This window comes from Nostoc edaphicum CCNP1411, from assembly GCF_014023275.1.
In the GTDB taxonomy this organism is placed as follows: Bacteria; Cyanobacteriota; Cyanobacteriia; order Cyanobacteriales; family Nostocaceae; genus Nostoc; species Nostoc edaphicum_A.
Genome location: NZ_CP054698.1, coordinates 3,382,631 through 3,408,859, shown reverse-complemented (window position 1 = coordinate 3,408,859; position 26,229 = coordinate 3,382,631). Strand labels below are relative to the sequence as shown.

Below are 26,229 nucleotides of genomic sequence, written 5' to 3'. Positions count from 1 at the left end.
ATTAAACTTAATCAAACTATCGCTTTTATCAACTCTTAAGCTGTTAATATTTGCTCTGCTGTCAGCGCCAGTTTAGGAAAAGTTCGCGATTCAATTCGTTCTGAACCTCTAAAGTGTGTGCATTGGTATTTTCCCTCAGCATCTAATAGAAAAACAAACACAGCCGGAACTTTTGGATTTCCTAAATACTCTCTTAGCCCAATTGCCAAATAATCTACAATCCAATATTCTGTAATACCTAAGCGTTGATATTCATCTAAATAGTCATCTTCCCAATTAGTTGATGTCACTTCTACAGCTAATTGGATAGGTTCTTCAAGTGCAGCATAAGCAGAACGATTTGAGCGCCATTTATCTTTATCTATGACACTTACATCAGGCTTGCGCCCTTGTTCTATTTCATTGGCAGTTATAGTTTTAAAGACTGCTGTGTTATTAACTACATAATTTAAGTTTTGCCGCCTAATTTCGTCATTGAAACCAAATAATAAAAAATTAGCGACATCATCATGATTTCTCGTTGCACGCACTTCTACAATTTCTCCATCTACAAGTTCATATAAACCTTCCTCTGGACACTGTTCTAAAAATTGATCAAAAGTTAATTTTTGTTTGGTGTATGTTTTCATAACGCTATGTCTCTTTAAACTTTCTGAATAAATCGCCGCCCTAGTAAACCTTGGGGTCTAACTAATAGCATGATAAACAAAATTCCAAAGGCTACTGCGTCTTTATAACCAGAGAATTCAGCAGGGACAAACGCCTCCACTAATCCAATTACTAAGCCTCCCACCACAGCACCGGGAATACTACCTAAACCACCTAAAACAATTACCGCTAAACCCCGTAAACCAAAAGCAATGCCGAAATATGGCCCTGCAATACTAACACTAGAGGCGACTAAAGTTCCTGCTAATCCTGCTAAAAAACTGCTGATGAAGAATGTTAGGATGATAAAGCGATCGCTATTAATTCCTAACAAACTAGCCGTAGTTGGATCTTCTGCGATCGCTTGCATTGCCTTACCATATTTAGTCCGATTGATAAAATAGGTAAGAATTGCCACAATCACCACTGATACACTAAAAATTACCACCTGAACACTACGAATCGGAATTGGGTTTTCTGGACTACCAAAGTTAATTGCAGGTGGCAAATTACCGTAAGTATTTGCGGGGTATGTGTAACTTTCTGCACCTACTAAATATTGGATTAAATTCACAATTACCACTGCTACCCCCAAGCTGGAAACAACAGTTAGCAAAGGATCAGATCCTTGACGGCGCAAAGGTTGAAAAGCAACCCGTTCCATGACTACCCCTACCAATCCCGCCAAGGTACTTCCTAATATCAAAGCTATAGCAAATGGTAATTGTATCGGTAGGGCTGCATTAGCTAACAAGCCATTAAATCCAAAACTACCACCCATGAGTGCATAAGTGAAATATGCACCCAATGTAAAAATCGCGCCATGAGCTAAATTAATGATGCCCAAAATAGAATAAACCAAGGTATATCCTAACGCAAAAATTGCATAGACGCTGCCGATGGATAACCCATTTAATAATTGCTGCAAAAACAGATTGATATTCATGTAGCAACTATTTTAGAAATGTGAATTTACCTTGGCTTCCATCTTTTTCCATCTTTATTTGGGCTACATAGAAATCTTTTTGTACAACTTCACCTATGGGAGTAAAACCAATTTCACCTAATGGTGTATTGTATATTCCGCTAAGTATCTGTTTGTTTAACTCTGTCCGCAATTCTGGTAGCTGTAATTTGTTAACTTTGCTTTTTTTATCTAAAGCTTGAAGTGCTTCGACATAAACTTGCACTGCTGCAAAAGCTTGGGCACTAAATTGGGGTGGCTCTTTTTTGTATTCGTCAGTATAAGCTTTACGAAATGCTGCGTTAATTTCACCTGGATGTTCTGGACTGTAGGCTTGAGCAATCAAAACGCCATCACAAAGTGCCTTGCAAACTGACAATATATTCGAGGTATTTAAACCATTTCCACCGACAATTAAGCCTTTGTAACCTAGTTCCCGCAATTGTCGGACTAAATTTCCACCATCAGCAGCCAGACCAGAAATAATCACCAAATCTGGTTTTAGATTAATTGCATTGGTAGCTTGACTTTGAAAATCTGTATCGCTGGTTTGGAACTTTTGTACTGTTACCAATTCCAGCCCTTGATCCTTAACTGTTTGTTGAAAAATTTCCGTTTCTGACTTGCTAAATGCATCATTTTGAGCATAGAAAACTGCAACCTTTTTAACTTGGGGATTTTGCTTAAGTGCAGCTTTCACCGAATTAGGCGCGACAACGGAAACTGGCGCAGAAACACGAGCAATGTAATCACCAATTTCGGGAATATTGTTAGCAGTATTTGATGGACCAATAACTGGTACTTTTGCACGTTCGGCAATAGGATCAGCACTAAAAGCTTGCTGTGATAAAGTTGGACCCACAATTCCAATAACTTTATCTTTGTTAATTAGAGTTTGAAAAGCGTTAATTGTCCCTGCTTCATCACCGCTAGTATCTTGAAACACCAATTTAATTGGTGTGCCATTAACACCACCTTTACTATTAAAATACTTCTCGGCAAGTTTGGCTCCAGCAACTTGCTCTTGACCTAGTAATGCTACATTGCTTGTTTGGGCAACAGCAATACCGATAGGAATAGCACCCGACAATGTACCCGTTGTCGCTGCGGTGTCGGTTGCAGTGTTATTTGTGGTACTATTTGGAGAATTTGTCACAGCCACAGGGTCACCGCCGCCACCACAGCCTGCCAATAGCAAAGCACAAGTTGATAATAATGCTGTTGTTCGAGCGATCGCTTTGTTCATCGTTAAATAGTCATGTAGTTATTAGATATTCGGCAAAAGCCAATACTAAAGTTGATAATCTGCAAACAAAATGACGCAGATTTCCACTTTTGCACGAATTATATTAAATCATTCTTATTTGAACATGCAAAGACAAATATTCAAAGTGTTTGTAAATACAAATTATTATAAATAGTGATAATATTATCATTCCCCGCTTCTATTTGGGAATGTGCTGTAAAGTTGCTTTGTCAGTTCAGTTAAGTACTAAGTAAGGACTTTTAAGCCCTTTTTTCACTATCAGCTAATCCTTTGGGTTCGTAGTGACGACAACCATTACAGGGGCCTTCGGGGTTGACAGCACAACGCATGTAGCCAGATCGGGCATTAAATTTACAGCTGATATCGCCAATCAGATAACCTACCCCTTCTAAATAATAGCGATCGCTCTCAATCTGTGTAAGGTTTTGCCGTCCCTGCACTGCTGGGAAATTCATGGCTGCTTGTCTGAGCCGTAGGCGCGATCGCAAATGGGTTTTGCGGATCACCCACAGGGAAATCAGGGACGGTAAAAAACCAACGGCAATCACTAAAAGTGTCTTTAACACCTTCTTTTTACCTCTTCTGTGCGCTGATTGATTGTCCCTGATGTTACACTCTGGTTTTACGGAAGTGCAAATCTTAGGGCAGTTTTGCCTCTTTGCAACCATATTTGGTGGCAAAGAGGCAATGGCAGTATAGTAGGCAATTTTGAGAAAGAAGTTCCTTCTGCCACTTCAATCAGCATAACTGCTACAACCTCAAGGGTGAAATGCCGTTGAATGTTGAGAATTTTAAGATTTGTTGACTAATACCTTTTGTACAAGCGTTTTGTGTGATTTCCACTCTTGTTTTTTCTGTGTCGCTGCGATGCTAATCTTTTTTTGGTTTGCTGACGAAGTTGCTGTGCTAGCAGTGCGGCTTCTCTTTCGGCTCGGAATAAATCAACTCTTCGCGTTGTCAGAATAAATGATTTGTCAGACTTTCGTTTCACCCAAGGGACGCTAACTGCGAAATACTGACAAAGATTTTTCCACGGCTCCTTCTTCAAGAATGGGGAACCTTTTTGAGTATTCAGTGTGTTAGCGATCGCTTTCAACTCCAATATCGCAGTTTCTAACTCTCCTGCCATTTGATTGATGCGTTCTACTTGTGCAATCAAACGCTCCTGTTCACTGATGATTTTTTCCTCTTGGAGTCGCAGTGGCACTATAGCAGTAGTTACAGATGTAGGCTGCAACAGCGAAACTTTCAGCAAAATGGGCTTTTTGTCGGTATCTTGGATTTTTTTCATACTACCTCAAGCAAGGCTAGCTGACTTGTAAGGCATTTTAGCAGCATTTTAGTACAAATGTACTAAGTAAAAATATATTTACCTTGAACATCAGTGGCCGCAAGGTGCTGTATCCTCTGAAATACCTTTAATCACATTCCTTATGAGATTGAGAAAATACGAAATAGCTGATACGGAAGAAATGATGAAATTGTTCTACGACACTGTTCATGAAGTAAATATTCACGATTACACAGCAGAACAAGTAGATGCTTGGGCACCAGTAAACATGGATATTGAAGTTTGGGTTAAAAGTTTAGAAAGTAACTTTACTTATGTAGCAGAAGAAAATGGCAAAATTATTGGTTTTGGAGAATTAGAGGCTAATGGTCATATTAACCGTTTCTATTGTCATAAAGATTTTCAAAGGAAAGGCGTTGGTAAGAAAATCTTAGAACAGATTGAATTAAAAGCGAAGTTTTTAGGGGTTGAAAAGTTATTTACAGAAGTCAGTATTACAGCGAAACCTTTTTTTGAAAAGCAGGGATTTATTGTTATAAAAAAGCAAGAGATTGAGCGTAGAGGACAAAAGTTTATAAACTTTGTCATGGAGAAAAATATCAAAGCAGGATAATAATTTGTTGAATGCTAGCGAAACAATCAATCTTAAACTCAAGACTAGTACCGCAAGGCGGAATTAAAAATTAAAAATTAAAAATTAAAAATGAAGACAACGTAAGGGTTTTGTTGATTGGGAATGGGTGGTTTATTTCCGCCGTGCTGTACTAGTTACAGCCCAATCCCAACAAGGTACAAGCACTACGCATCACGATGCTAGATACTAAGAAACTATACTCAAATCCCAAAGATTGAGCAGCCTTGACTTTTATCGGAATGTAATTAAAATCTTTTTTTATCTATTTATTCACATCCAGCAACCGCGAAGTTTCTAACCGACTCATCCACTTCTCTAAATAAACTCGATTACCTTTTGCTTCATCTGGATCTTTAGTATCCAAAGGATAAGGCATTAGCCCCAAAATCGTTGCTGTGGTCACACAAAACATCGACTTTTGGAAACTTATGCAAATTTGGACTAGCAAATCATCTTCACCCCGAAGACTGCGACGATAAATTTCGTGCAAATACTCTGGAAGATAATGACGCATATCTTGCATCAACAAGGTGGGAGGAATACCAGCGCCGCCGATGGGCAAAGGATCGGCATACAATGCGCCATATTGAAATCGAGTTTGATCTGGGGGAATTTGATATCCTTGGGCATTGTATGAAACTGTTCCGTGGAAAGGAGTTCCTCGGAAGAATACTGCTTCTACATAAGGTATTGCTGTATCTGCTAAGAAGGTCAAACCAACACTTTTGGGAATGATTTCATAGACCTTACCTCGAATTTTGACGGCGTAGGTAATTGGGTTTGATGCATTTGCCACTAACCCCGCTTTAATATGTTCTACAACTTCGGGAATCGATTTGATTTTGCCTTGGTCGTAAAGGTCTGATAGGCTGAGGAAGATATCAGCCATTACTCGCCAGAATTGGCCTAAACCTGTGTAGTAAGCAGAGACGCGCAAATGTTCTGTTAAGAAATCTGGAAATAGTTGGTTGATACCCGGAATGAAGGGATTATTTTGAAATTTTGCGGCAATAACAGCTTGCGCTCTTTCTTTAAATTCATTTGTATCTAGATATGTATCTAGTCCACCGCCACCGTGCCACATCATACCTTTCATGCAATACTCGGCATATTCAAAGTTAATTCGATCATGCCACCAGTGACGGAGTAATTTCTGAAAAGAAACCTCTCCATTAAAGTATTTAAAAAATGGGAAAAATATTAAAAACTGATGCTCGGCAATATAGTTAAGATTTTTTGAGTAGGCATCTAAAACTACGCCATAGCTTTTAAGAATACCAACAACTTCGAGCACATTTTCTGGACTATCAGGGAGTAATGCTTCTCCTTTTTGCAGACGTTCAATATACTCAGCTAAGGGATTGTGAGGAGCTTTCTTTTTAGTAATTACCATTGCTATCTATCCAAAAAGTTTAGGGATTGGGTACTGGGGACTGGGGATTGGGTATTGGGTATTGGGTACTGGGTATTGGGTATTATGTATTCAAAAAAATCTTCCCTAGTCGCTAATTCCTAGTCCCCAGTCCCCAATCCTTAATCCCCAGTCCCCATTACTTTATCCAAGGACACTGCTACTACTACGTTTTGGGTATTTACCATTGCTGTAATCGTTGGTTCAGTCCAGCGGACTAACCAACCAGGTTGAATCCCGAAAATCACGATCAATATAGCTAAAATTGCAGGTGGGATGCGATCGCTCCAATACACACGTGGTAAGTTGATAACCTGTGCAGACAGGCGGCCAAAAAAGGCGCGGTTGACAAGAATTAAGAAGTAAACTGCTGTTAAACCAGTACCAAGCATACATAGCAATGTTTGCACTGGGAAAACTGGAAAACTTCCCCGATAAACTATAAATTCGGAGATGAAGCCTAGCATTCCCGGTATACCAGCGCTGGCCATGACTCCGACAATCATCAAGCTACCGATTACTGGCATACCCCGTTCTGGGTTCAGCAATCCTTGAATGACTTCTAAATCTCGACTTCCGGCTTTTTTATACACAACCCCTACTAGCAAAAACAGCATTGCAGAAATCAAGCCGTGGCTAATCATTTGCATTACAGCACCCAACACACTTAAAGGTGTAGCCGCTGCCGCCGCTAAAAGCACATAACCCATGTGTCCAATGGAACTGTATGCTACCATTTTTTTCATATCGGTTTGAGCGATCGCGCAGGATGAACCATACAGCACACTTACCACTGCCCAAGTCGCCAACCAAGGAGCTAGATAATTCCAAGCTTCTGGCAATAAGTTCATCCCAAATCGCAGTAAGCCGTAAGTTCCCAACTTCAATAGCACCCCAGCCAATAGCACTGAAATCGGTGTAGAAGCTTCAACGTGAGCATCTGGCAACCAAGTATGGAAGGGAACTAAGGGAATTTTAATCCCAAAACCTATCAAAATTCCCGCTAGCAGTAAAAGCTGTGTCCCTAGAGGTAAAGTTGTCGCGTTCAAGGTTGCTAGTGCAAAGTTAGAGGAACCACTCAGCCAAACCATGCCGAGGAAACTTGCTAAAATCAGGATTCCTGAAACGGCTGTATAAATGAGAAATTTGGTAGCAGCATAACCCCGCTTTGCACCACCCCAAATAGCTATCAATAGATACAGCGGAATCAGTTCTAATTCGTAAAATAGGAAAAATAGCAGTAAATCCTGTGCCAGAAAGGCTCCAGTCACCCCAGCGCTTAATAATAGTATCAAAGAGTAATAAAATTTAGGACGCTGTAGGGATTCATCACTGCTGTAAATGGCAATGGAAGTTAACAATCCATTTAAAGCCAGCAACGGTAAAGATAAACCATCTATCCCAAGGTTATAATTCAAACCTAAAGCATCTACCCAAGGGATAGATTCAGCAAACTGTTGAGTAATTTCCCCTGGATGAAACTGAATTGCTAGTACGATTGTCCATAAGAAAGCGATACTGGCAAAGACTAAAGCCACCCCACGGGCAAATTTCCCATTGATGCCAGAGGGCGAGAAACCAATTAAAGCTGCACCGATTAACGGCACTAGAATTAAAACACTAAGCATAAGTAGGTATGGAATGGGGGATTGGGGACTGGGGACTGGGGATAAGGGGTAATGGGGACTGGGGATTGGGGACTGGGAAAAAACTCTTACCCAATCACAAATGACCAATGACCAATGACAATATCTTTAAAAAGGTAATTTATCTAGTAAACCCAATGACCAGCTGATGAAAAAACCCAGAACGCTGACAACTGCTAGGATGGTCAACATATAGCCCTGAGATTGCCCAGAAATGCTGTACTTTAAAGTTTGCCCGCTAAAAATGGTCGCAAACCCAACCAAGTTTACGAAACCATCGACTAAGTAGCGATCGCTCCAAGCAGAAATTTTAGATAGCAGTGCTACTGCACTCACCACGGTTACAAGATAAACTCGGTCAATATAAAAATCATAACCTAACAAGTCTTGCAGAAATCTCCACGCCAATATTCTCGATCTTGACCAAGCTTTGTGTAGATAAACTGTACACCCAAGACCTACCCCGACTACGGTAGAAGTAAACAATGCTAACGCCACATACCAATTAATACTTTCCCAATCGGGTAGTAAGTACCATTGTTGTAGCATCAAAGGTACAAGCAGAGTCAGGACTGTGAGAATCACCATTGGCAGCGCCATCTGCCAACCAACTTCTGGCGTGCGACGGGTCTTCTGTTGCGGTTTCCCCCAGAAGACTAATCTAAATACTCTGGTCAAGTTGAATGCTGTCAAGCCATTGACTAATACTAAAACCCCAATTACCCAAGGGCTAATATTCACGAAACCGTCAGCCCATGCTAACATTGCCCAGAAACTTCCTAGTGGTAGCAGTGTTACCATCCCCGCTGAACCGACTACAAAGGCTGTGGTGGTGGCTGGCATCCGCGACCACAGACCGCCCATTTCTGTTAAGTCTTGGCTTTGGGTAGTCAAGATGACTGAACCGGAACTCATGAATAATAATGCTTTTGCGATCGCATGAGTTAACAGCAACATCAAGGCTACACCCCCTTGCTGCAACCCCACTGCCAAAAACACTAACCCCATGTATGCACTGGTGGAATGAGATAGCGATCGCTTAATGTCAATTTGAGCTATAGATACTAATGTTGCCCCAATCGCCGTTACCGTGCCCATAACTACCAAGGCATTCAAAGCAACTGGTGACAATGCTAATAATGGTTGAAATTTATACAGTAAATAAGCACCACCAGCAACTACCAGCGAGTTCCGCATTACTGAGGCGGGGTTTGGCCCTTCCATTGCCTCATCTAACCACAGGTGCAGTGGAAATTGGGCACATTTACCAGCAGGCCCAGCAATTAACGCCAACCCCAGCAATGCTGATGTCATTGGACTTAAATTAGCTGTTTGCGCCCACTCATATAAATCCGAAAAGTTCAAACTCCCAGCTAAGGTGGAAAGTGTCACTACAGCCATCAGCAGCAACAAGTCTCCCACCCGTTTAGTCCAAAACGCATCCCGCGCCGCCGTCACTACTAGAGGTTGAGCATACCAGAACCCCACCAGCAAGTAAGTCGAAAGTGTCAGGACTTCCAAAAGGGCATAGCTGAGAAACAAAGAATCACTGATCGCTAGACCACTCAGCGCCGCCTCAAAAAATCCCAGCAGCGCAAAAAAACGTGCCAACGACCAGTCCTTTTCCATGTAACCCAGAGCGTAAACTTGTGCCAGTAAACTTAACCCCGTAATTAAAACTGTTGCCCCAATACTGACTGACGACAGTTCCAAGTTAAAAGATAAGTCTAAATCAGCAGCTTTGAACCAGGCAATTAGTAACTTTTCTGGTTCTCTATCCCAGATTTTTTGAAATACAAACAGGCTATGGACAAAGGCCACAACGGTCGTCAACAAATTGAAGTATGCCGCAGGTCTTGGCCCTGTTCGCTTAATTATTCCTATTCCCCACGGCAAGGTCAAAATTGCACCCAATAAGCTATAAAAAGGCACAAACCAACTTGTTGAAAATAGAAATTGATCCATTTAAATTTTCCTTGACGACTCAGCCTTAATTTTAAAAAACTTTCAAACAATTATTTATTTATTAAAATAAATCTACCAAAAGCCCGATGTTTTTTTAATATTTTTTAAAGTCAATTTCCATGAAGAATTTTACTTAACGTTACCCTATTAAATATAAGTAAAATATAACTTTACATAAGCAAAAGCATTTACTTCCCTTAACATCACTGACCTTTTTACATTTGTATTTCTACTTTAAGCAAAGTAATTTATACGATATATTTGAAAAAATTATCTATTTTTCACCTAGTCCTTGTACATACAGTTATTTTTGAGGAAAGATAGATGCAGCAAAAGACGCAGCCTATGCTTGCCCTTTGCGAGATAGGATTAGCCTTGGTTATGAATGTCGTTTTGTAAATGTGATAAAGAAATTATAAAGCATAAGTGGCTGCTCTAGGAATCAGTGAACTTTAATTGCCCAGAAGCACAGATAAATTTTTGTTAAGTTTTTTAAAACTTTCTTATCATAAACTATTATAGTGATTTATATTGCCAGGGACGCCAAGCTTTCCTATGCTTAATTTGGAAGTGTTTTCTTAGCTCTAAGATAAAGCTCTCCCCGTCAAAAATTTCAAACAACAGTACTGATTAGATTCATTTTGTAGGAGTTCTGCGATGCCAATTGCAGTTGGGATGATTGAAACGAAGGGCTTTCCGGCAGTAGTGGAAGCTGCTGATGCGATGGTGAAAGCCGCCCGTGTCACTTTAGTAGGCTATGAAAAAATTGGTAGCGCTCGTGTCACAGTGATAGTTAGGGGAGATGTATCGGAAGTTCAAGCTTCTGTAGCAGCTGGGGTTGAAGCGGCGAAAAGAGTCTTTGGTGGTGAAGTGTTATCCACTCATATCATTGCTCGTCCTCACGAAAACCTGGAGTACGTCTTGCCGATACGTTACACAGAAGCGGTAGAACAATTCCGTACTTAAAAGCTGTTTAAACAAAGTAATTAACGCTCTTTGCCTGAAAAGAGCATCACTTTTGTCCAAGGCTAAAAACTTTCAAATAGGGATTAAAACTAATGTCAATTGCAGTGGGAATGGTTGAAACGCTAGGCTTTCCAGCAGTAGTGGAAGCTGCTGATGCAATGGTGAAAGCTGCCCGCGTCACCTTAGTAGGTTATGAAAAAATTGGTAGTGGTCGAGTGACGGTCATTGTCCGTGGTGACGTTTCGGAAGTGCAAGCTTCTGTGGCCGCAGGAGTTGAATCTGTAAAGCGAGTTAATGGCGGACAAGTGCTGTCTACTCACATCATTGCTCGTCCTCATGAAAACTTGGAATACGTCCTCCCAATTCGTTATACAGAAGACGTAGAGCAGTTCCGGGAAAATGTGAATGCAATTCGCCCTTTCGGTAGAAGACCGTAATTTGTAATGCAAGTTGCCAAAGTTCGCGGCACAGTAGTTAGCACCCAAAAAGATCCAAGTCTCAGAGGTGTGAAACTACTGTTGTTACAATTAGTGGATGAAGATGGAAACATCCTGCCACAATACGAGGTAGCAGCAGATAGTGTAGGAGCAGGAGTAGATGAGTGGGTACTTGTCAGTCGTGGTAGTGCCGCTCGTCAAGTTACTGGAAATGAACAACGCCCATTAGATGCAGTGGTGGTGGCGATCATAGATACCATTTACGTTGAAGATCGCCTTATTTACAGTAAAAAAGATCAATATCAATAGTCATTAGTCATTGGTCATTAGTCATTAGTCATTAGCTCTCGACAAAGGACAAATGACAACTGACAAATGACAACTGAACAAATGACAATACAGGAGGAATCTCGCGATGGCAGTCCGCAGCACGGCGGCACCCCCAACCCCGTGGTCAAGGAATTTAGCTGAACCCAAAGTCCATGAAACTGCCTTTGTACATTCATTTTCCAATCTGATTGGGGATGTACGAATAGGTGCAAATGTAATCGTTGCTCCGGGGACTACGATTAGAGCGGATGAAGGCACACCTTTTTATTTGGGTGAAAACACCAATATTCAAGATGGTGTTGTCATTCATGGGTTGGAGCAAGGCCGAGTAATTGGCGATGACCAAAATAAATACTCAGTATGGATTGGTAAAAACGCTTGCATTACCCACATGGCTCTAATTCACGGGCCAGCTTATGTAGGTGATAATTCCTTCATTGGCTTTCGCTCTACGGTGTTTAATGCCAGGGTGGGTGCAGGTTGCATCGTGATGATGCACGCTTTAATTCAAGACGTAGAGATTCCCCCTGGTAAATATATACCTTCGGGAGCGATAATTACCAGCCAGCAGCAAGCTGATCGCTTGCCAGATGTGCAAGATCAGGATAAGGAATTTGCTCATCATGTGGTTGGAATTAATCAGGCATTACGAGCTGGTTATCTCTGTGCTGCGGATAGCAAATGTATAGCACCCATTCGGGATGAGAACGCTAAATCTTATACAGGTAATGGTATTACTGTTTTAGAGTTGGAAAGGAGTAGTGAAGTGTCGAGCAATAGCTTGGGTGCAGAAACAATAGATCAGTTGCGGTATCTATTGGGGCAAGGGTATAAAATTGGTACGGAACATGTAGATCAAAGACGATTCCGCACTGGTTCTTGGACTAGTTGTCAGCCAATCGAACCGAGATCAATCGGTGAAGCGATCGCAGCATTAGAAAGCTGTGTAAATGATCATAGCGGTGAGTATGTCCGACTGTTTGGCATTGACAAAGATAGACGGCGTGTGCTAGAAGCTATCATCCAACGTCCTGATGATGATGCAAAACCAGCTACCAGCTTTAAAGCGCCGACTAGTCATAGCAATGGCAGCTACAGCAGCAGTAATGGTAACGGTAACGGTTCTAGCAGTGGCAAAGTCAGTGGCGAAACTCTAGAACAAATCCGCCACTTGTTGGCAGGTGGTTATAAAATTGGTATGGAACACGTAGATGAACGTCGTTTCCGCACTGGTTCTTGGACTAGTTGCAAGCCAATTGAAGCAACTTCCACAAATCAAGTCATCTCCGCCTTAGAAGAATGCATAGCAAGCCATCAAGGCGAATATGTGCGTTTAATCGGTATTGATACCAAAGCCAAACGGCGGGTATTAGAGACTATTATCCAACGTCCAAATGGTCAAGTAGCTTCCTCTGGTAGTCAGAAATCATTTACTACTAGTGCAGCACCCTCTTCTACAGGAACAGCTACCAGTAACCGCTTGAGTTCTGAAGTAGTAGACCAACTCCGGCATTTATTGGCTGGCGGATCGAAGATTAGCCTTGAACACGTAGATGAGCGCCGCTTCCGTACAGGTTCCTGGACTAGTACCGGTCAAATTCAAGCCTCCTCAGAAAGAGAAGCGATCGCAGCCGTAGAAAGACAACTCGGCGAATATCCAGGGGAATATGTACGCTTAATTGGTATTGACCCTAAAGCCAAACGGCGGGTATTAGAGACTATTATCCAACGTCCAAATGGTCAAGTAGCCTCTTCTGGCAGTCAAAGTCAAAAATCATTTACTAGCAGTACACCCTCTGCTACTGCAACAGCAACAGCTACCAGTACGCGCTTGAGTACAGAAGTAGTAGGTCAACTCCGGCAATTATTGGCTAGCGGCTCAAAAATTAGCATTGAGCATGTAGATCAACGGCGGTTCCGTACTGGTTCCTGGACTAGTACCGGTCAAATTCAAGCCTCTTCAGAAAGAGAAGCGCTCGCAGCCGTAGAAAGACAACTCGGCGAATATCCAGGGGAATATGTACGCTTAATTGGTGTTGACCCCAAAGCCAAGCGTCGGGTATTAGAAACGATTATTCAACGACCATAGCAGTACTGAGTGCTGAGTTAAAAGTGCTGTTAGCGGTAGCGGGGCGTTTAGCCCGTGCTGAGTTAACACTTTAAAGACACCAGTCACACCAACTGTAAACTCAGATTTTAGAACATACTAATCACTAAGTACTAATTACTCAGTACTAATTACTCAGCACTCAGCACTCAGCACTCAGCACTACACCTGCTTCCGAGGTTAAAATTTCCATGTCTGTGCCGCCACTGCGCCTCAGCAATAACTTTGATACTTACATTAGTGGTGAGGTGACTATTCATCCAAGCGCGGTACTTGCACCTGGGGTGATCCTCCAAGCGGCTTTAAACAGCAAGATCATCATTGGGCCAGGGGTCTGTATTGGTATGGGAGCAATTCTCCAAGTCCATGAAGGAACCTTAGAGGTAGAAGCAGGTGCAAACCTGGGAGCCGGGTTTTTGATGGTTGGCAAGGGCAAAATTGGAGCAAATGCTTGCATTGGTTCAGCAACAACAGTTTTTAACTATTCGGTTGAACCTGGAGAAGTAGTGCCACCGGGTTCAATTCTAGGAGACACCAGTCGGCAAATTACTCAAACAAAGCAACTAGAACCATCTACAAATAACCCAGCTTCTACAAATACATCACCGCAGCAGGAAGAAGAAAATGGCTTAGGGGGAGTTAAGGAAAAGGTAGTTTCCTCAACTAACTTCTCAGCTTCGGCTTTTGTGGATTTTAAACAAAACAAGTCGATTTCTTACTTTAAATCTCCCGCCACTCCAGAAAGCCAGCCTCCTCCGGTGGAAGAACCGGTCAATAATGCTGACTCCATCTTGGAAGAAGCCGCCCAAACGTCTACAGAACATAACTCAGACCCCAGTCAGCCAACCACAGAATCCCCTAACGGTTTCGGGACTCAAATTTATGGACAAGGGAGTATAAGCAGACTGTTGACTACATTGTTTCCTCATAGACAATCATTGAACGACCCAAACTCTGACAATCAGTCCGAGTAAGTGTTAATTGTAAGTTGTCGGCTTTTTCCGTATTTTGGAGAATTGACATGGAAACATATAATCAACGGCCTATTCGTGCCATCCAGGGAGCAAGTAGTCAAGAAACCTTTCAGGATACTGCTTTGGGTTTAGTTTCTACCCGCAGCTTTCCAGCGATCGTTGGTACAGCGGATATGATGCTGAAGTCAGCGGGAGTTCACCTCATTGGGTATGAAAAAACTGGTAGTGGTCATTGTACTGCGATCGTCCGGGGTGGAATTGCTGACGTGCGTCTGGCGGTAGAATCTGGTGTGCAAACGGCTGAACAGTTTGGTCAGCTAGTTTCTAGTTTGGTGATTCCCCGGCCTTATCCCAACTTAGATATAGTGCTTCCCATCACAACCCGTTTTACTAAATTGATGGAAGAGGGCAATTACAGCCGTCTGAGTAATCAAGCAATTGGTTTGGTAGAAACGCGAGGATTTCCAGCGATGGTAGGAGCTTGTGATGCCATGCTCAAAGCTGCTGATGTTCAGTTAGCAGCCTATGAAAAAATTGGTGCGGGTTTATGTACAGCCATTATTCGTGGTTCCGTAGCAAATGTGGCAGTAGCAGTGGAAGCGGGAATGTTTGAAGCCGAACGCATTGGGGAATTAAATGCAGTCATGGTAATTCCCCGACCTCTCGACGAAATGGAGCTAACCTTGCCATTAGCAAGATGTTGGATAGAAGAACGCGAACCGTTAAACTTACCAGTGAATATTAAAGAACAAGTTGCCGAAATCGAGGTACTAAGATTACCAGATTTAACCAAGCTACCTACAAAAGTTCAAGAAGAATTATGGAATGATGAATGATGATAGATGAATTTTGAAAAACCATCATTCAACATTCATCGTTTAGATGGAAGGCATCTTACGCTTTTGCTGTTCTGATAATAGCTTCTTCAATCCATAAGTAGAATACTTTTGTTTTAATATAAATAATAGAGTTTTATCTATAATGAAACTCGTAACTTTCTGTGAGCATTGCTATATCATTTGCCAGTGTTCAGCAATACTAGTTATATATCTATTAATCGTTATATACAGGAGAATCACCCTTGAACCAAGCGACGCTGCACCAGTTAAAGGTGTTCGAGGCGGCGGCACGGCACAGTAGCTTTACTCGTGCTGCGGAGGAATTGTTTCTCACCCAACCTACCGTTTCTATGCAGATCAAGCAACTCACAAAATCGGTAGGTTTGCCATTATTTGAGCAAGTGGGGAAGCGATTGTATTTGACGGAGGCAGGACGGGAATTATTTGCCACTTGTCGGCAGATTTTTGACAATATAGCCCAGTATGAAATGAAGGTGGCAGATTTAAAAGGGCTAAAACAGGGACAATTACGCTTGGCAGTAATTACAACAGCAAAATACTTTATTCCACGTTTGTTAGGGCCATTTTGCGAACTCTATCCAGGGATTGATATCTCGCTGCAAGTAACAAATCACGAACAAATTTTAGAAAGAATGAGTCAAAATCTGGATGACTTATATATTATGAGTCAAATTCCAGACAATATAGATGTGACTTGTGAACCATTTTTAGAAAACCCTTTGATAGTCTTCGCACCGACTAATCATCCGTTATCCAAGGAAAAAAATATTCCTATACAACGCTTATCTAACGAACCTTTTATTATGCGGGAACCTGGATCAGGAACTCGTCGCGCCGTCCAAAAGCTATTTGAAGAAGAAGGGGTAACGGTAAAAGTCAAGCTAGAATTGGGAAGTAACGAAGCAATTAAACAAGCGATCGCAGGTGGTTTAGGAATTTCTGTTTTATCCCGTCATACCTTACTGTCAGACACTTCAGAATTTAGCATTTTAGATGTACAACACTTCCCCATTCAGCGACATTGGTACATGGTTTACCCATCTGGCAAGCAGCTATCTATTGTCGCTCGTGCCTATTATGAGTATCTACTAGCTGCGGCAAAGAATTTTGTCGAGCAAAATGTTGATCCTGTTTCTAATAGTGCGTTTGAACCAAGTCACGGGTAAAATAATTCGTAATTCGTAATTCGTAATTACGAATTACCTAAAAGGGTTGACTGTTAGACCAGTAAACATTGACAATTAACCAGCAGAATCATTAAGAATGGGGGAAAACTAGTAGTGGTTAACCCGGAAATACCATCTTGGCGCAAAACAGTACAAAGCGAGATTGTAGCTGTTACCGTGTATGCTGACAGAGCATTGGTTACACGGCGGAGTGTAGTTGATTTAACAGGAATTGAACAGGAATTAGTAATTACCGCAATGCCAATGACTCTAGAAACTGAGTCTGTTAGGGTTAGCGGTACAGGTACGGTAGCGGTGCGCTTGGTGGGAGTTAGTAGCGATCGCATCTACACTACTGAACCTGTAGCGGAGCGAGTCGCACATTTGACAAGGCAAATTCAGCAATTAGAAGCAGAAAAACGCCACCTGCAAGCTCAGGTGGATGCTTTAGCATTGCAATCTAGTTTTATCGCTGGCTTACGTGAAAAAACAGAAGAACCCTTTTCACAGAGTTTGTCTCGGAAAAATCTCAGCCTTAGCGAAACTTTGGATTTTTTGAACTTTCTCGGAAGCCAGTATAGTGAATATGCGATCGCATCTGGAGAGTGCAAAACCCAACAGCAGGAATTAGACAAACAACTGCAAGCACTCCACACCTCATTGCAAAAAATTCAAACGCCCCATCCAAAAGAGAGTTTTAACTTAGTTGTAGCAGTTGAAGTAGCGGGTGAAGGAAAATTTGAATTAGAGGTATCTTACATAGTAAATCGCGCTAGTTGGAATCCGCTTTATGACTTACGCTTTAGCACTACCAGCGATATTGTACATCTGAGCTACCTTGCAGAAATTACTCAAAGCACTGGCGAAGATTGGATTGGTGCAAATCTTACCCTTTCTACCGCTAAACCGGGATTAGGTACACTCCCACCCAAACTTGAACCCTGGTATATTGATGCGCCACGTCCACAACTGTTACAACGACACCGATTTACTGCCCAGCCACCACTGCTACCTACCATAGCAGAACCGCCTGCTTCTGCTGCCAGAGCGGATTGGCAAGAACAAGATGAAGTTGCACAAGATAGTCTGATCGCAGCAGAAACCGTTACAGCAGAAGTATCCAAAGAAGGTAGTGTAGTTACCTTTAAATTGAATAGTGGTGGCAATATTCCCAGTGATGGCGCACCCCATAAAACTACGATTTTTAATGATGATTATCCTTGTAGCTTCGATTATGTCGCAATGCCGCGCTTGGTAAGCTTTGCTTATCTACAAGCGAATGTAAAAAATAATCCCAACGGTGCAACTTTGTTACCAGGTAAAGCGAATATTTTCCGCGACAACGTTTTTGTCGGCACTACTGGGTTGGAGAATATTGCACCAGGGCAAGAATTCAAACTGAACTTAGGAATTGACGAAGGTTTAAAAATTGAGCGCGACTTAGTTGAACGTCTGGTAGATAAAAGATTAATTAGTAACCAGCGCCGGATTACTTATAGTTATCGGCTGATAATTACTAACTTACTCGACAAAGAGCTAAATCTGAAACTAACTGAACAATTGCCAGTTAGCCGCAACGAGCAAATTAAAGTGCGTCTCAGTCGTAGCAACCCACAAATTCAACTTGGTGAAATGGGGATTTTAGAATGGCTGTTAACTCTTCCAGCCCAAGAGCGACGAGAGATATATTACCAGTTTAATGTTGAACATCCACCTGACCTAATGGTAGTTGGGTTAGATATCTAGGGAATCCCAAAATTAAAGGAGGCATTCAAGATCCGCCTCGTAACTTTGCCACTTAGAGCGACAAGAAACTTTGGGACGCTCAAAAGTAAGCGGGAGCATCTCACTTTTACAAATATACCAGGCGATTAGAAATCGCGGCTACACGGACTCAAAGAATTTGAAACCCACGGAGGTGGGTTTTGTTTGTATAGCCGCGAATTTCATTCGCCAGAGCTAGCTTTCTCTGGTCGTAGCAATTCTTGGTGCAATACAGTTCAGATAAGACCAAAACACTTGTAGAGACGGCGATTTATCGCGTCTTGAAAACCCACAATTTTGTACTATTAGCCCTTAACCGAACCGTATTGAGAGGCATCCGGCTTTGGCAGACTCGAACCGTCTTCGTCAGAATCCGCGATCGCTGATAAGTCAGTTTTATGTCTACCATCAGTCTTTGTTTGTCAAGTCCTATTGACGATTTGTAACAAATTTGTTATATTTGTTTACATAAGATAACAAAACAAAGAAAAAAACCATGTATACCACCACTAACGAAGACGGCATTCTCAACAACTATGCAGCAGAACCCAAGATGTACTACGCTGAGTACCCAGCAATTTGGGAACAACGTAAATACGTTTTACAGGGTCTTTTTGCAACCTTAATCGTCACCGCTTTAGTTTTGATTAGTTTTACTGTTAGCTAAGATTTTTGATTTCGGTATCGCTGTATCTCATTGTCATTCATACTTCTCTCTGTAACCCCGGTTAGTTTCGCTGGGGTTTTTTGTGTTTTACGTATCCCAGAACGGCTAATTGCCTATTTACAATCTCAAGGTATTGATCCAAATAATTTGCCTTAGCATATATGCATAGGTAACCCCAGCATGAAACGAACTCTTCGCACCCAGGCGGTGGTGAGCGAGTGAGTGATTTAGAAAACCTGATTACCCGTAGTGGCTACAACCGTTACGCTGATGAAGGATTCAGGCGTCATACAGAAATTCAAGCACGGGTGAAAAAGCTACTCGTAGAGAAAAAAGCTAGAGAGGAAAAAAATAGGGTTTTGCTGAATCAAAAGCCAGAATTATTCGTCACTTAAACTATCAATTCCCTACTTACTTCTACTGGAGGATGATTTATGTCATCACAACTGATTCGGTTGATTTCTTTAGGCAGTATTGGCTTATCTTTGTGTCTGGGAAATTCGGCAGCAATGGCGCAATATGATTCTACTGGCGATGGTGTAGTAGTACCAACAATACCATCAGGTGGTACATCAGCACCCGTACCAATTGACACATCGACAGGTATACCACCTTCACCCTCATCTGACGGTACAACTCGGTTTAGCTGTCAGACTTACAATGGACAGTATACTGTCATGTATCAGCCACAAAGTCAACCAGGACAATTCTTTCCTTGGGCGGCGCCTGCGGCTTTAGGTGGTGGTTGGGACGCACAAAGACGTTGTGCAGCGATCGCCAGTCGCTTAGAACTTTATCGCCCAGATGGCTTACAAGAACTCCAGACATCTGTAGAAAATAACGAAAATACTGTCTGCGTCACAACTGAAACTAACCCAAACTGTAGAATTGTGCTGACAGTCCCGCGTGGTAAAGATCCTGTTGTTATTCGCAATAGCATTTTTCAAAACTTGACTATTGCTGATAGTGGACAGCAAACCATAGCTGTTAACACTTATGGCAATCGCAATAGTGGAAGCAACGAAATATATAATTTAGGACGCACACTTCTAGGTAGTGGCAATAATCGGGTTAGTTCATCTAGAAGTGGGATTAATTTGAAACCTTTCCTTGATCGCCAAGATGGTGGTACTGGAAATAATTTGCGGAGTGGAGTAGCAATTCGTCGTCAGTCTCAACCTAACGGTGCTCGTCTAGCTCCTGGTAAGTTCCGGTAAGCAAGAGTGGCTTTTAATACAAAATGACTTTCAAATAAAAAATATCCAACTACTTATTGTGGGGCGGGCATCTTGTCCGCCTTTTTTATGCAATACGCTTGGGTTAAGGGCTAATAGTACAAAATTGTTTTCAAGACGCGATAAATCGCCGTCTCTACATGAACTGTATTGCTTTTTTATGGGCGTAAAATTGCTGCCCCTCCGACTTCTTCAACTAAATTCAGGTGTATATCTCAGAGCAACTGACTACCAAATATTTGTTCTTTTAACCTTTTGCTAGCGGTTTCTTAATGTTGCCGAGATAACTTGAGGTTGCTGAATATGGATTAATGCTAGTAAAATCCGTAGCTTTTTTGACCACAAAATAGTTTTTTTTGATAGTGATATTGCGATTGTCAATATGACTTGATTATGTTTGCAAATTATTCCTGAATATCAGCTTTTCAGGTGGTTCTCAAACAATACAAAATAAATTGAAGGAGACGTTATTAATGGCTTTGACACAAGGCGATATTGCTTTTATCTCTTTCAATGCCGATGAAGATGGTTGGTCTATTGTCACGTTTGTAGACATAGACCCGAATACAATCATTTACTTCACTGATAACGAAGCTACTAGCCTGACATCTTTTAACACTGGGGAGTCTTATTTTCAGTGGAATTCAGGAGCTAGTACCATTACTGCTGGTACTGTAATTCGTTTCAGCGCAATTGACAATGCTGTTAATCTAGCAGCGTCGATTGGTACATTGAGTCGGGTTAGCGTTTCTGGTAGTGCTAACTATGGTCTTGCTGCATCTGATGAGACTCTTTATGCTTATCTCGGCACTAGCGCCACTGCTCCAACCACATTTTTGGCTGGTGTGTCAAGTGAGGGAACGACAAATCTAACTCCTGCTGGGCTAAGTAATGGAGTTAATGCGATCGCACTCTCGAATGACTCTGACTATGGGGTATATAATGGTTCACGCAGTGGACAAGCCAGTTTTGCAAACTACAAACCGCTTGTTAACAACGTCGCCAATTGGTTCGATGGCGGAGATGGTAGTTATGCTGCAACAGTCCCAGATACCACAAAGTTTGCGATCGCTAGTGGAAATCCCACAGTCAATTTATCTGTAAACGCTAACTCCGGAACTGAAGCAGGTACAACCCAAATTACAGTTACCGCTACTGCTTCTAGTGCTGTTTCCGGTAATCAAACAGTTAACTTAGGCGTAACGGGAACTGACATCACCGCTGGTGATTACAACCTCAGCAACAATATCATCACAATTCTTGACGGACAAACCGCAGGTTCCGTCACATTCACCGTTGTAGATGATGCTGTAATTGAAGACACAGAAACCGCTACATTAACCATCAGTAATCCTTCCGCAGGTATTACACTGGGCACTACTTCCCAAAACATCACGATCGCTGATAACGATGCTACGTTTCCAATTGTCAACTTATCCCTCAGCAGCACTACTGGCTTGGAAGCAAACACAACAGCTATCACCGTTACGGCTAATGCATCCAGTGCCGTATCTGGGAATCAGACCGTTAATTTAGGGGTTTCGGGAACAGGCATCACCGCTGGAGATTTTTACCTCACCAACAATATCATCACCATTCCTAGTGGAGAAACCACTGGTTCTGTTACCTTTATCGTTGCCGATGATGCGATCGCAGAAGGAACAGAAACCGCAACATTGACCATTGGTACACCCTCCGCAGGTATTATCCTGGGCAGCACCACTTCCCAAAATATTACGATTACCAACAATAACTCCAGCTTTTTACAGAAAATTGGTGGCTTCACCAGTACAAATGGGGCCGAAATATCCGCCTTTGATCCTGGAAGCGATCGCCTGTTTGTGGTTGCTGGCAGCATAATTGAAATTTATAACGTCAGCAATACAGGTGCAGTAACCTCGGCTGGTACTTTGACAACAGGATTTACGCCCCCCGCAGGTACGCAAGCCATTCCCAACAGCGTGGCGGTGAAAAATGGCATTGTCGCAGTCGCCTACGCCATCCAAAATACCACCACAAACGCCCAACAGATCGGACAGGTGAGTTTCTACAATGCCGCCAGTGGCAACTTCTTGAACTCGGTGGCGGTGGGTGCATTACCCGATATGCTCACCTTTACCCCCGATGGTACGAAGGTATTAGTCGCAAATGAAGGGGAACCCAACAGCTACGGGCAACCAAATTCGGTAGATCCTGAAGGTTCAGTCAGTATTATTAATATTTCTGGTGGCGTGGCTAATGCAACCGTTGCTCAAGCCTCATTTACGAGCTTCAATAGCCAAATTGCCACACTCAAAGCCGCAGGCGTGCGGATTACTGGACCCGGCTCGACGGTAGCACAAGACTTAGAACCAGAGTATATTGCAGTAGCTCCAGACGGTAAAACTGCACGGATTACCTTGCAAGAAAACAATGCGATCGCTATTCTGGATATTGCTAGCGCCACCATCACCAGCATTTTGCCTCTGGGTGCGAAAAATCACAATCTCCCAGGTAATGGATTAGATGCTAGCGATCGCGATGGTAAAATTAATATTCAGAATTGGCCGATATTTGGGTTATATCAACCCGATGCGATCGCTAGCTTCAGTGCTAACGGACAAACCTACTACATCACCGCCAACGAAGGAGATTCCCGCGACTACACTGGTTTTAGCGAGGAAATCCGGGTTGGTGCAGCCGGATATGTTTTAGATCCAACTGTTTTCCCGAATGCGGCAACTCTCAAGAATAATGCCAATCTGGGACGGTTGCAATTAACCGGGGCCACGGGTGATATCGATGGAGACAGAGATTTCGATCGGATCGAAGCATTGGGGGCGCGTTCCTTTTCGATTTGGGACGCAAGCGGTAATCAGATATTCGACAGTGGCGACCAATTTGAACAAATCACCGCAACTAAAGTACCAACCCTGTTTAACTCAGATGGTGCAGCTGATACTTTTGACAGCCGCAGTGATAACAAAGGGCCCGAACCCGAAGGTGTGGTGATCGGAGTCATCAACAACCGCACTTATGCTTTTGTGGGTTTAGAACGGACTGGCGATGTCATCGTTTATGAAGTGACAAATCCGCAAGCGCCAAGCTTCGTTCAATATATCAACACTCCCGAAGATATTGCGATCGAAGGGCTAACCTTTGTCTCGGCGGCTGATAGTCCCACAGGCAAGCCTTTGTTAGTTACCACAAACGAAGTCAGCAAAACGGTTGCGGTGTTTGAAGTAACTCCCTCCGTTCGGATTAGCGATATTCAGGGAACGGGGCATATTTCATCCTTTAGAAATCAGACTGTCAGTAATGTAGCGGGAATTGTCACGGTTAAAACAAGTAACGGTTTTTACTTGCAAGACCCTACTCCAGACAGCGACGATCGCACTTCCGAAGCCATTTTTGTTTTCACATCATCAGCACCAACTGTATCCGTCGGTGATTCTATATTAGTCAGTGGGACAGTTACAGAGTTTCGTCCAGGTAATAATGCCAATAACCTAACGACCACAGAAATTACTAGCCCGACGATAGTCAAACTCTCCAGTGGAAATGCTTTGCCAACTGCCACGATTTTGGGTAATGGCGGCAGAACTATTCCAACAACGGTAATTGATAACGACACTACCGGTAATATCGAAACTGGAACAACCACCTTTGACCCTGCCCAGGATGGCATTGATTTCTACGAAAGCTTAGAAGGAATGCTAGTCCAGATAAATAATCCTGTGGCAGTTAGTCCGACAAATTCTTTTGGGGAAATTTGGGTACTCGCAGACGATGGTGCTAATGCCACCGGACGTACAGCCCGTGGCGGTATCGTGATTAGTCCTAACGATTTTAACCCAGAGCGTATCCAAATTGATGACACACTGTTTACCTCTGGTAGCTCACCCAAAGTTAACGTTGGTGCTACTTTGGACACCATTACAGGTGTGGTGGATTATAACTTCAGCAACTATGAAGTTCTACCTACCTCAGTGACAGTGACTTCAAACACGCTGACTAGGGAAGTCACTAATTTAACTCCGACTACCGACCAGCTGACAGTTGCTACCTACAACGTTGAAAACCTTGACCCAGGTGATGATCCAACCAAGTTTAACAACCTGGCTAACCGCATTGTTAATAATCTGAAATCCCCAGATATCATTAGTCTGGAAGAAATTCAGGACAATAACGGGCCGACAAATGATAGCGTAGTTGATGCCAGTGCCACTTTCCAAAAATTAATTGATACAATCATTGCTGCTGGCGGCCCCACATATCAATATCGCCAAATTAATCCAGTAGACGATACGAACGGCGGTGAACCTGGTGGAAATATCCGGGTTGGCTTCTTATTTAATCCCAGTCGTGTCAGCTTTGTAGATCGCCCCGGTGGTAGTTCCACCACCAGCACCACAGTTACCAATGTCTCTGGTGTTCCCACAGTTTCTAATAGTCCTGGTTTAATCGACCCCACCAACTCAGCTTTTACCAGCAGTCGTAAGCCGTTAGTAGGTGAATTTACTTTCAACGGTGAAACTGTTTATGTAATTGGCAATCACTTTAACTCTAAAGGTGGCGACCAACCATTATTTGGGCCGAATCAACCACCAACTCTCACTAGCGAAACCCAGCGTCAGCAACAAGCTACCCTGGTGAAAAACTTTGTCAGCAGTATTTTAGCGATCGACCCTAATGCCAATGTCGTAGTGGCGGGTGACTTAAATGACTTTGAGTTTTCCAACCCCGTCAACACCATAGAAAGCGCTGGACTGACTTCCTTAATTGAAACGCTGCCGCAAAATGAGCGTTACACATACAACTTTGAAGGTAACGCCCAAACCCTTGACCACGTTTTAGTTAGTAACAACTTGCTCAACAAGCTAGATGGGTATGATGTCGTTCACATAAACTCAGAGTTTGCTGATCAGGATAGCGATCATGACCCTAGCGTGGCTCGGTTTAATCTCCCTAAAAACAATGCTCCCACGGTAGTAGAACCGATTGACGACCAAATCATCTCTACTAATAAACCCTTCTCTTTCAATGTCAGTAACAAATTTGCTGACATCGATCAAGGCGATACCCTCAGCTACAGTGCTACGGGCTTACCCGCTGGATCTAGTATCGTTGCAAACACAGGTGTAATATCTGGCAATATCTCCCAAACTGGGATTTTTGCAGTCACAGTCATCGCTGCTGATGGCAAAGGCGCTAATGTTAGTGATACCTTTGACCTGACTGTGGCCAATAACAAGGCGACATTTGGCAACGATATCATCTTTGTTAGCGAACTTACGGGTTTGAACAGATACATAGTCAACGCTCTAGCTGGAAGCGATCGCGTTATCGGCACTAATGGCAGTGAGTTAATAAATGGTGGAGCAGGTAATGATTACCTGGATGGCAAGGGAAGCACAGATGTACTCCTTGGCGGCGATGGCAATGACACAATTTTAGGTGGACTTGGCAGTGACGCACTTTCTGGGGGTAATGGTAATGACCGCCTGATTGGTTGGGGGGGCGGCACAAACGAAATCGACCTCCTCAACGGCGAGCAAGGTGCAGATACTTACGTCTTGGGTGATGCCAGTTCAGTTTTCTATACCAGTTCCCGCAACAGTGACTACGCCTATATTCTCAACTTCCAAGCAAACGATCAGATTCAGCTTAAGGGAGTTGCTAACAATTACTCACTAGGGTCAGTTAGATCGGACGTGGGCATTTTCACCAACAATGGAGCGGAATTGATTGCTGTTGTGGAAAACGGGTTAAACCGCAATACCAATTTGGCGACAGATACTCGTTTCGTCTTTGTTTAACGCAGATTCGGGCGATCGCTTGGCTCATGCAGAGGCGCAGAGTCGAATGGCACAAAAGCCCAAAAGGTTGTGTCGTCTCGTTCCCAGCCTGGAGGCTGG

Annotated in this window: 22 protein-coding genes; 14 read left to right on the top strand and 8 right to left on the bottom strand. The window is 42.8% G+C overall.

What is annotated here, in order from left to right; all coding sequences use genetic code 11:
• Positions 1-35: 35 nt before the first annotated feature.
• The 5 genes from HUN01_RS16855 to HUN01_RS16835 form a co-directional block, all read right to left on the bottom strand.
• On the bottom strand, positions 36-629 hold the full coding sequence (locus HUN01_RS16855) for a Uma2 family endonuclease (RefSeq protein WP_181932219.1): 594 nt from the start codon (positions 627-629) through the stop codon (positions 36-38).
• 14 nt (positions 630-643) lie between these two features.
• Positions 644-1,594, bottom strand: a complete 951-nt coding sequence (locus tag HUN01_RS16850; protein ID WP_181932218.1) for a branched-chain amino acid ABC transporter permease — start codon at positions 1,592-1,594, stop codon at positions 644-646.
• Positions 1,595-1,601: 7 nt separating this feature from the next.
• Entirely contained in the window at positions 1,602-2,858 is a 1,257-nt protein-coding gene (locus HUN01_RS16845; protein WP_181932217.1) for an ABC transporter substrate-binding protein, read from the bottom strand.
• Positions 2,859-3,118: 260 nt separating this feature from the next.
• Complete coding sequence (locus HUN01_RS16840) at positions 3,119-3,445, bottom strand: DUF6464 family protein (protein WP_181932216.1); 327 nt, start codon at positions 3,443-3,445, stop codon at positions 3,119-3,121.
• Between the two features lie 239 nt (positions 3,446-3,684).
• Positions 3,685-4,170: a hypothetical protein gene (locus HUN01_RS16835; RefSeq protein ID WP_181932215.1), complete on the bottom strand. Its 486-nt coding sequence runs from the start codon at positions 4,168-4,170 to the stop codon at positions 3,685-3,687.
• A gap of 142 nt (positions 4,171-4,312) precedes the next feature.
• Here HUN01_RS16835 and HUN01_RS16830 point away from each other — a divergent pair, with 142 nt between their 5' ends.
• Positions 4,313-4,783: a GNAT family N-acetyltransferase gene (locus tag HUN01_RS16830; RefSeq protein ID WP_181932214.1), complete on the top strand. Its 471-nt coding sequence runs from the start codon at positions 4,313-4,315 to the stop codon at positions 4,781-4,783.
• A gap of 283 nt (positions 4,784-5,066) precedes the next feature.
• Here the strand turns inward: HUN01_RS16830 and HUN01_RS16825 are convergent, their stop codons facing one another.
• From HUN01_RS16825 to HUN01_RS16815, 3 genes are all read right to left on the bottom strand, one after another.
• The gene (locus HUN01_RS16825; RefSeq protein ID WP_181932213.1) at positions 5,067-6,197 is read right to left on the bottom strand and encodes a CO2 hydration protein; all 1,131 of its coding nucleotides are present in this window, start codon (positions 6,195-6,197) and stop codon (positions 5,067-5,069) included.
• A gap of 140 nt (positions 6,198-6,337) precedes the next feature.
• Positions 6,338-7,843 (bottom strand): NADH-quinone oxidoreductase subunit M, encoded by a 1,506-nt coding sequence (locus tag HUN01_RS16820; protein ID WP_181932212.1) that lies wholly within the window; start codon positions 7,841-7,843, stop codon positions 6,338-6,340.
• 126 nt (positions 7,844-7,969) lie between these two features.
• Positions 7,970-9,826: an NAD(P)H-quinone oxidoreductase subunit F gene (locus tag HUN01_RS16815; protein ID WP_181932211.1), complete on the bottom strand. Its 1,857-nt coding sequence runs from the start codon at positions 9,824-9,826 to the stop codon at positions 7,970-7,972.
• A 657-nt stretch (positions 9,827-10,483) separates the two neighbouring features.
• Here HUN01_RS16815 and HUN01_RS16810 point away from each other — a divergent pair.
• From HUN01_RS16810 to HUN01_RS35430, 13 genes are all read left to right on the top strand, one after another.
• Positions 10,484-10,792, top strand: coding sequence for a carbon dioxide-concentrating mechanism protein CcmK (locus HUN01_RS16810; RefSeq protein WP_012410633.1), 309 nt, complete (start codon positions 10,484-10,486; stop codon positions 10,790-10,792).
• A 92-nt stretch (positions 10,793-10,884) separates the two neighbouring features.
• Positions 10,885-11,229 (top strand): carbon dioxide-concentrating mechanism protein CcmK, encoded by a 345-nt coding sequence (locus HUN01_RS16805; protein WP_010995041.1) that lies wholly within the window; start codon positions 10,885-10,887, stop codon positions 11,227-11,229.
• A 6-nt stretch (positions 11,230-11,235) separates the two neighbouring features.
• Positions 11,236-11,538 carry a beta-carboxysome shell vertex protein CcmL gene (locus HUN01_RS16800; RefSeq protein WP_069071088.1) on the top strand — a complete coding sequence of 101 codons (303 nt, stop codon included), beginning with the start codon at positions 11,236-11,238 and terminating at the stop codon, positions 11,536-11,538.
• A gap of 106 nt (positions 11,539-11,644) precedes the next feature.
• Positions 11,645-13,648 (top strand): beta-carboxysome scaffolding protein CcmM, encoded by a 2,004-nt coding sequence (locus tag HUN01_RS16795; protein WP_181932210.1) that lies wholly within the window; start codon positions 11,645-11,647, stop codon positions 13,646-13,648.
• A gap of 209 nt (positions 13,649-13,857) precedes the next feature.
• On the top strand, positions 13,858-14,640 hold the full coding sequence (locus tag HUN01_RS16790) for a beta-carboxysome scaffolding protein CcmN (protein WP_181932209.1): 783 nt from the start codon (positions 13,858-13,860) through the stop codon (positions 14,638-14,640).
• 47 nt (positions 14,641-14,687) lie between these two features.
• Positions 14,688-15,476: a beta-carboxysome assembly protein CcmO gene (locus HUN01_RS16785; RefSeq protein WP_181932208.1), complete on the top strand. Its 789-nt coding sequence runs from the start codon at positions 14,688-14,690 to the stop codon at positions 15,474-15,476.
• A gap of 245 nt (positions 15,477-15,721) precedes the next feature.
• Entirely contained in the window at positions 15,722-16,666 is a 945-nt protein-coding gene (locus tag HUN01_RS16780) for a LysR family transcriptional regulator (RefSeq protein WP_181932207.1), read from the top strand.
• Between the two features lie 114 nt (positions 16,667-16,780).
• Positions 16,781-18,412 (top strand): mucoidy inhibitor MuiA family protein, encoded by a 1,632-nt coding sequence (locus HUN01_RS16775; protein WP_181932206.1) that lies wholly within the window; start codon positions 16,781-16,783, stop codon positions 18,410-18,412.
• 242 nt (positions 18,413-18,654) lie between these two features.
• Positions 18,655-18,816, top strand: a complete 162-nt coding sequence (locus tag HUN01_RS16770) for a hypothetical protein (protein ID WP_181932205.1) — start codon at positions 18,655-18,657, stop codon at positions 18,814-18,816.
• Between the two features lie 110 nt (positions 18,817-18,926).
• Complete coding sequence (psb34, locus tag HUN01_RS16765; RefSeq protein WP_181932204.1) at positions 18,927-19,097, top strand: photosystem II assembly protein Psb34; 171 nt, start codon at positions 18,927-18,929, stop codon at positions 19,095-19,097.
• A gap of 218 nt (positions 19,098-19,315) precedes the next feature.
• Positions 19,316-19,492 (top strand): hypothetical protein, encoded by a 177-nt coding sequence (locus tag HUN01_RS16760; RefSeq protein WP_181932203.1) that lies wholly within the window; start codon positions 19,316-19,318, stop codon positions 19,490-19,492.
• A gap of 39 nt (positions 19,493-19,531) precedes the next feature.
• Positions 19,532-20,314, top strand: a complete 783-nt coding sequence (locus HUN01_RS16755; protein WP_181932202.1) for a COP23 domain-containing protein — start codon at positions 19,532-19,534, stop codon at positions 20,312-20,314.
• A 491-nt stretch (positions 20,315-20,805) separates the two neighbouring features.
• Positions 20,806-26,130, top strand: a complete 5,325-nt coding sequence (locus HUN01_RS35430) for a choice-of-anchor I family protein (protein WP_181932201.1) — start codon at positions 20,806-20,808, stop codon at positions 26,128-26,130.
• Positions 26,131-26,229: the final 99 nt, after the last annotated feature.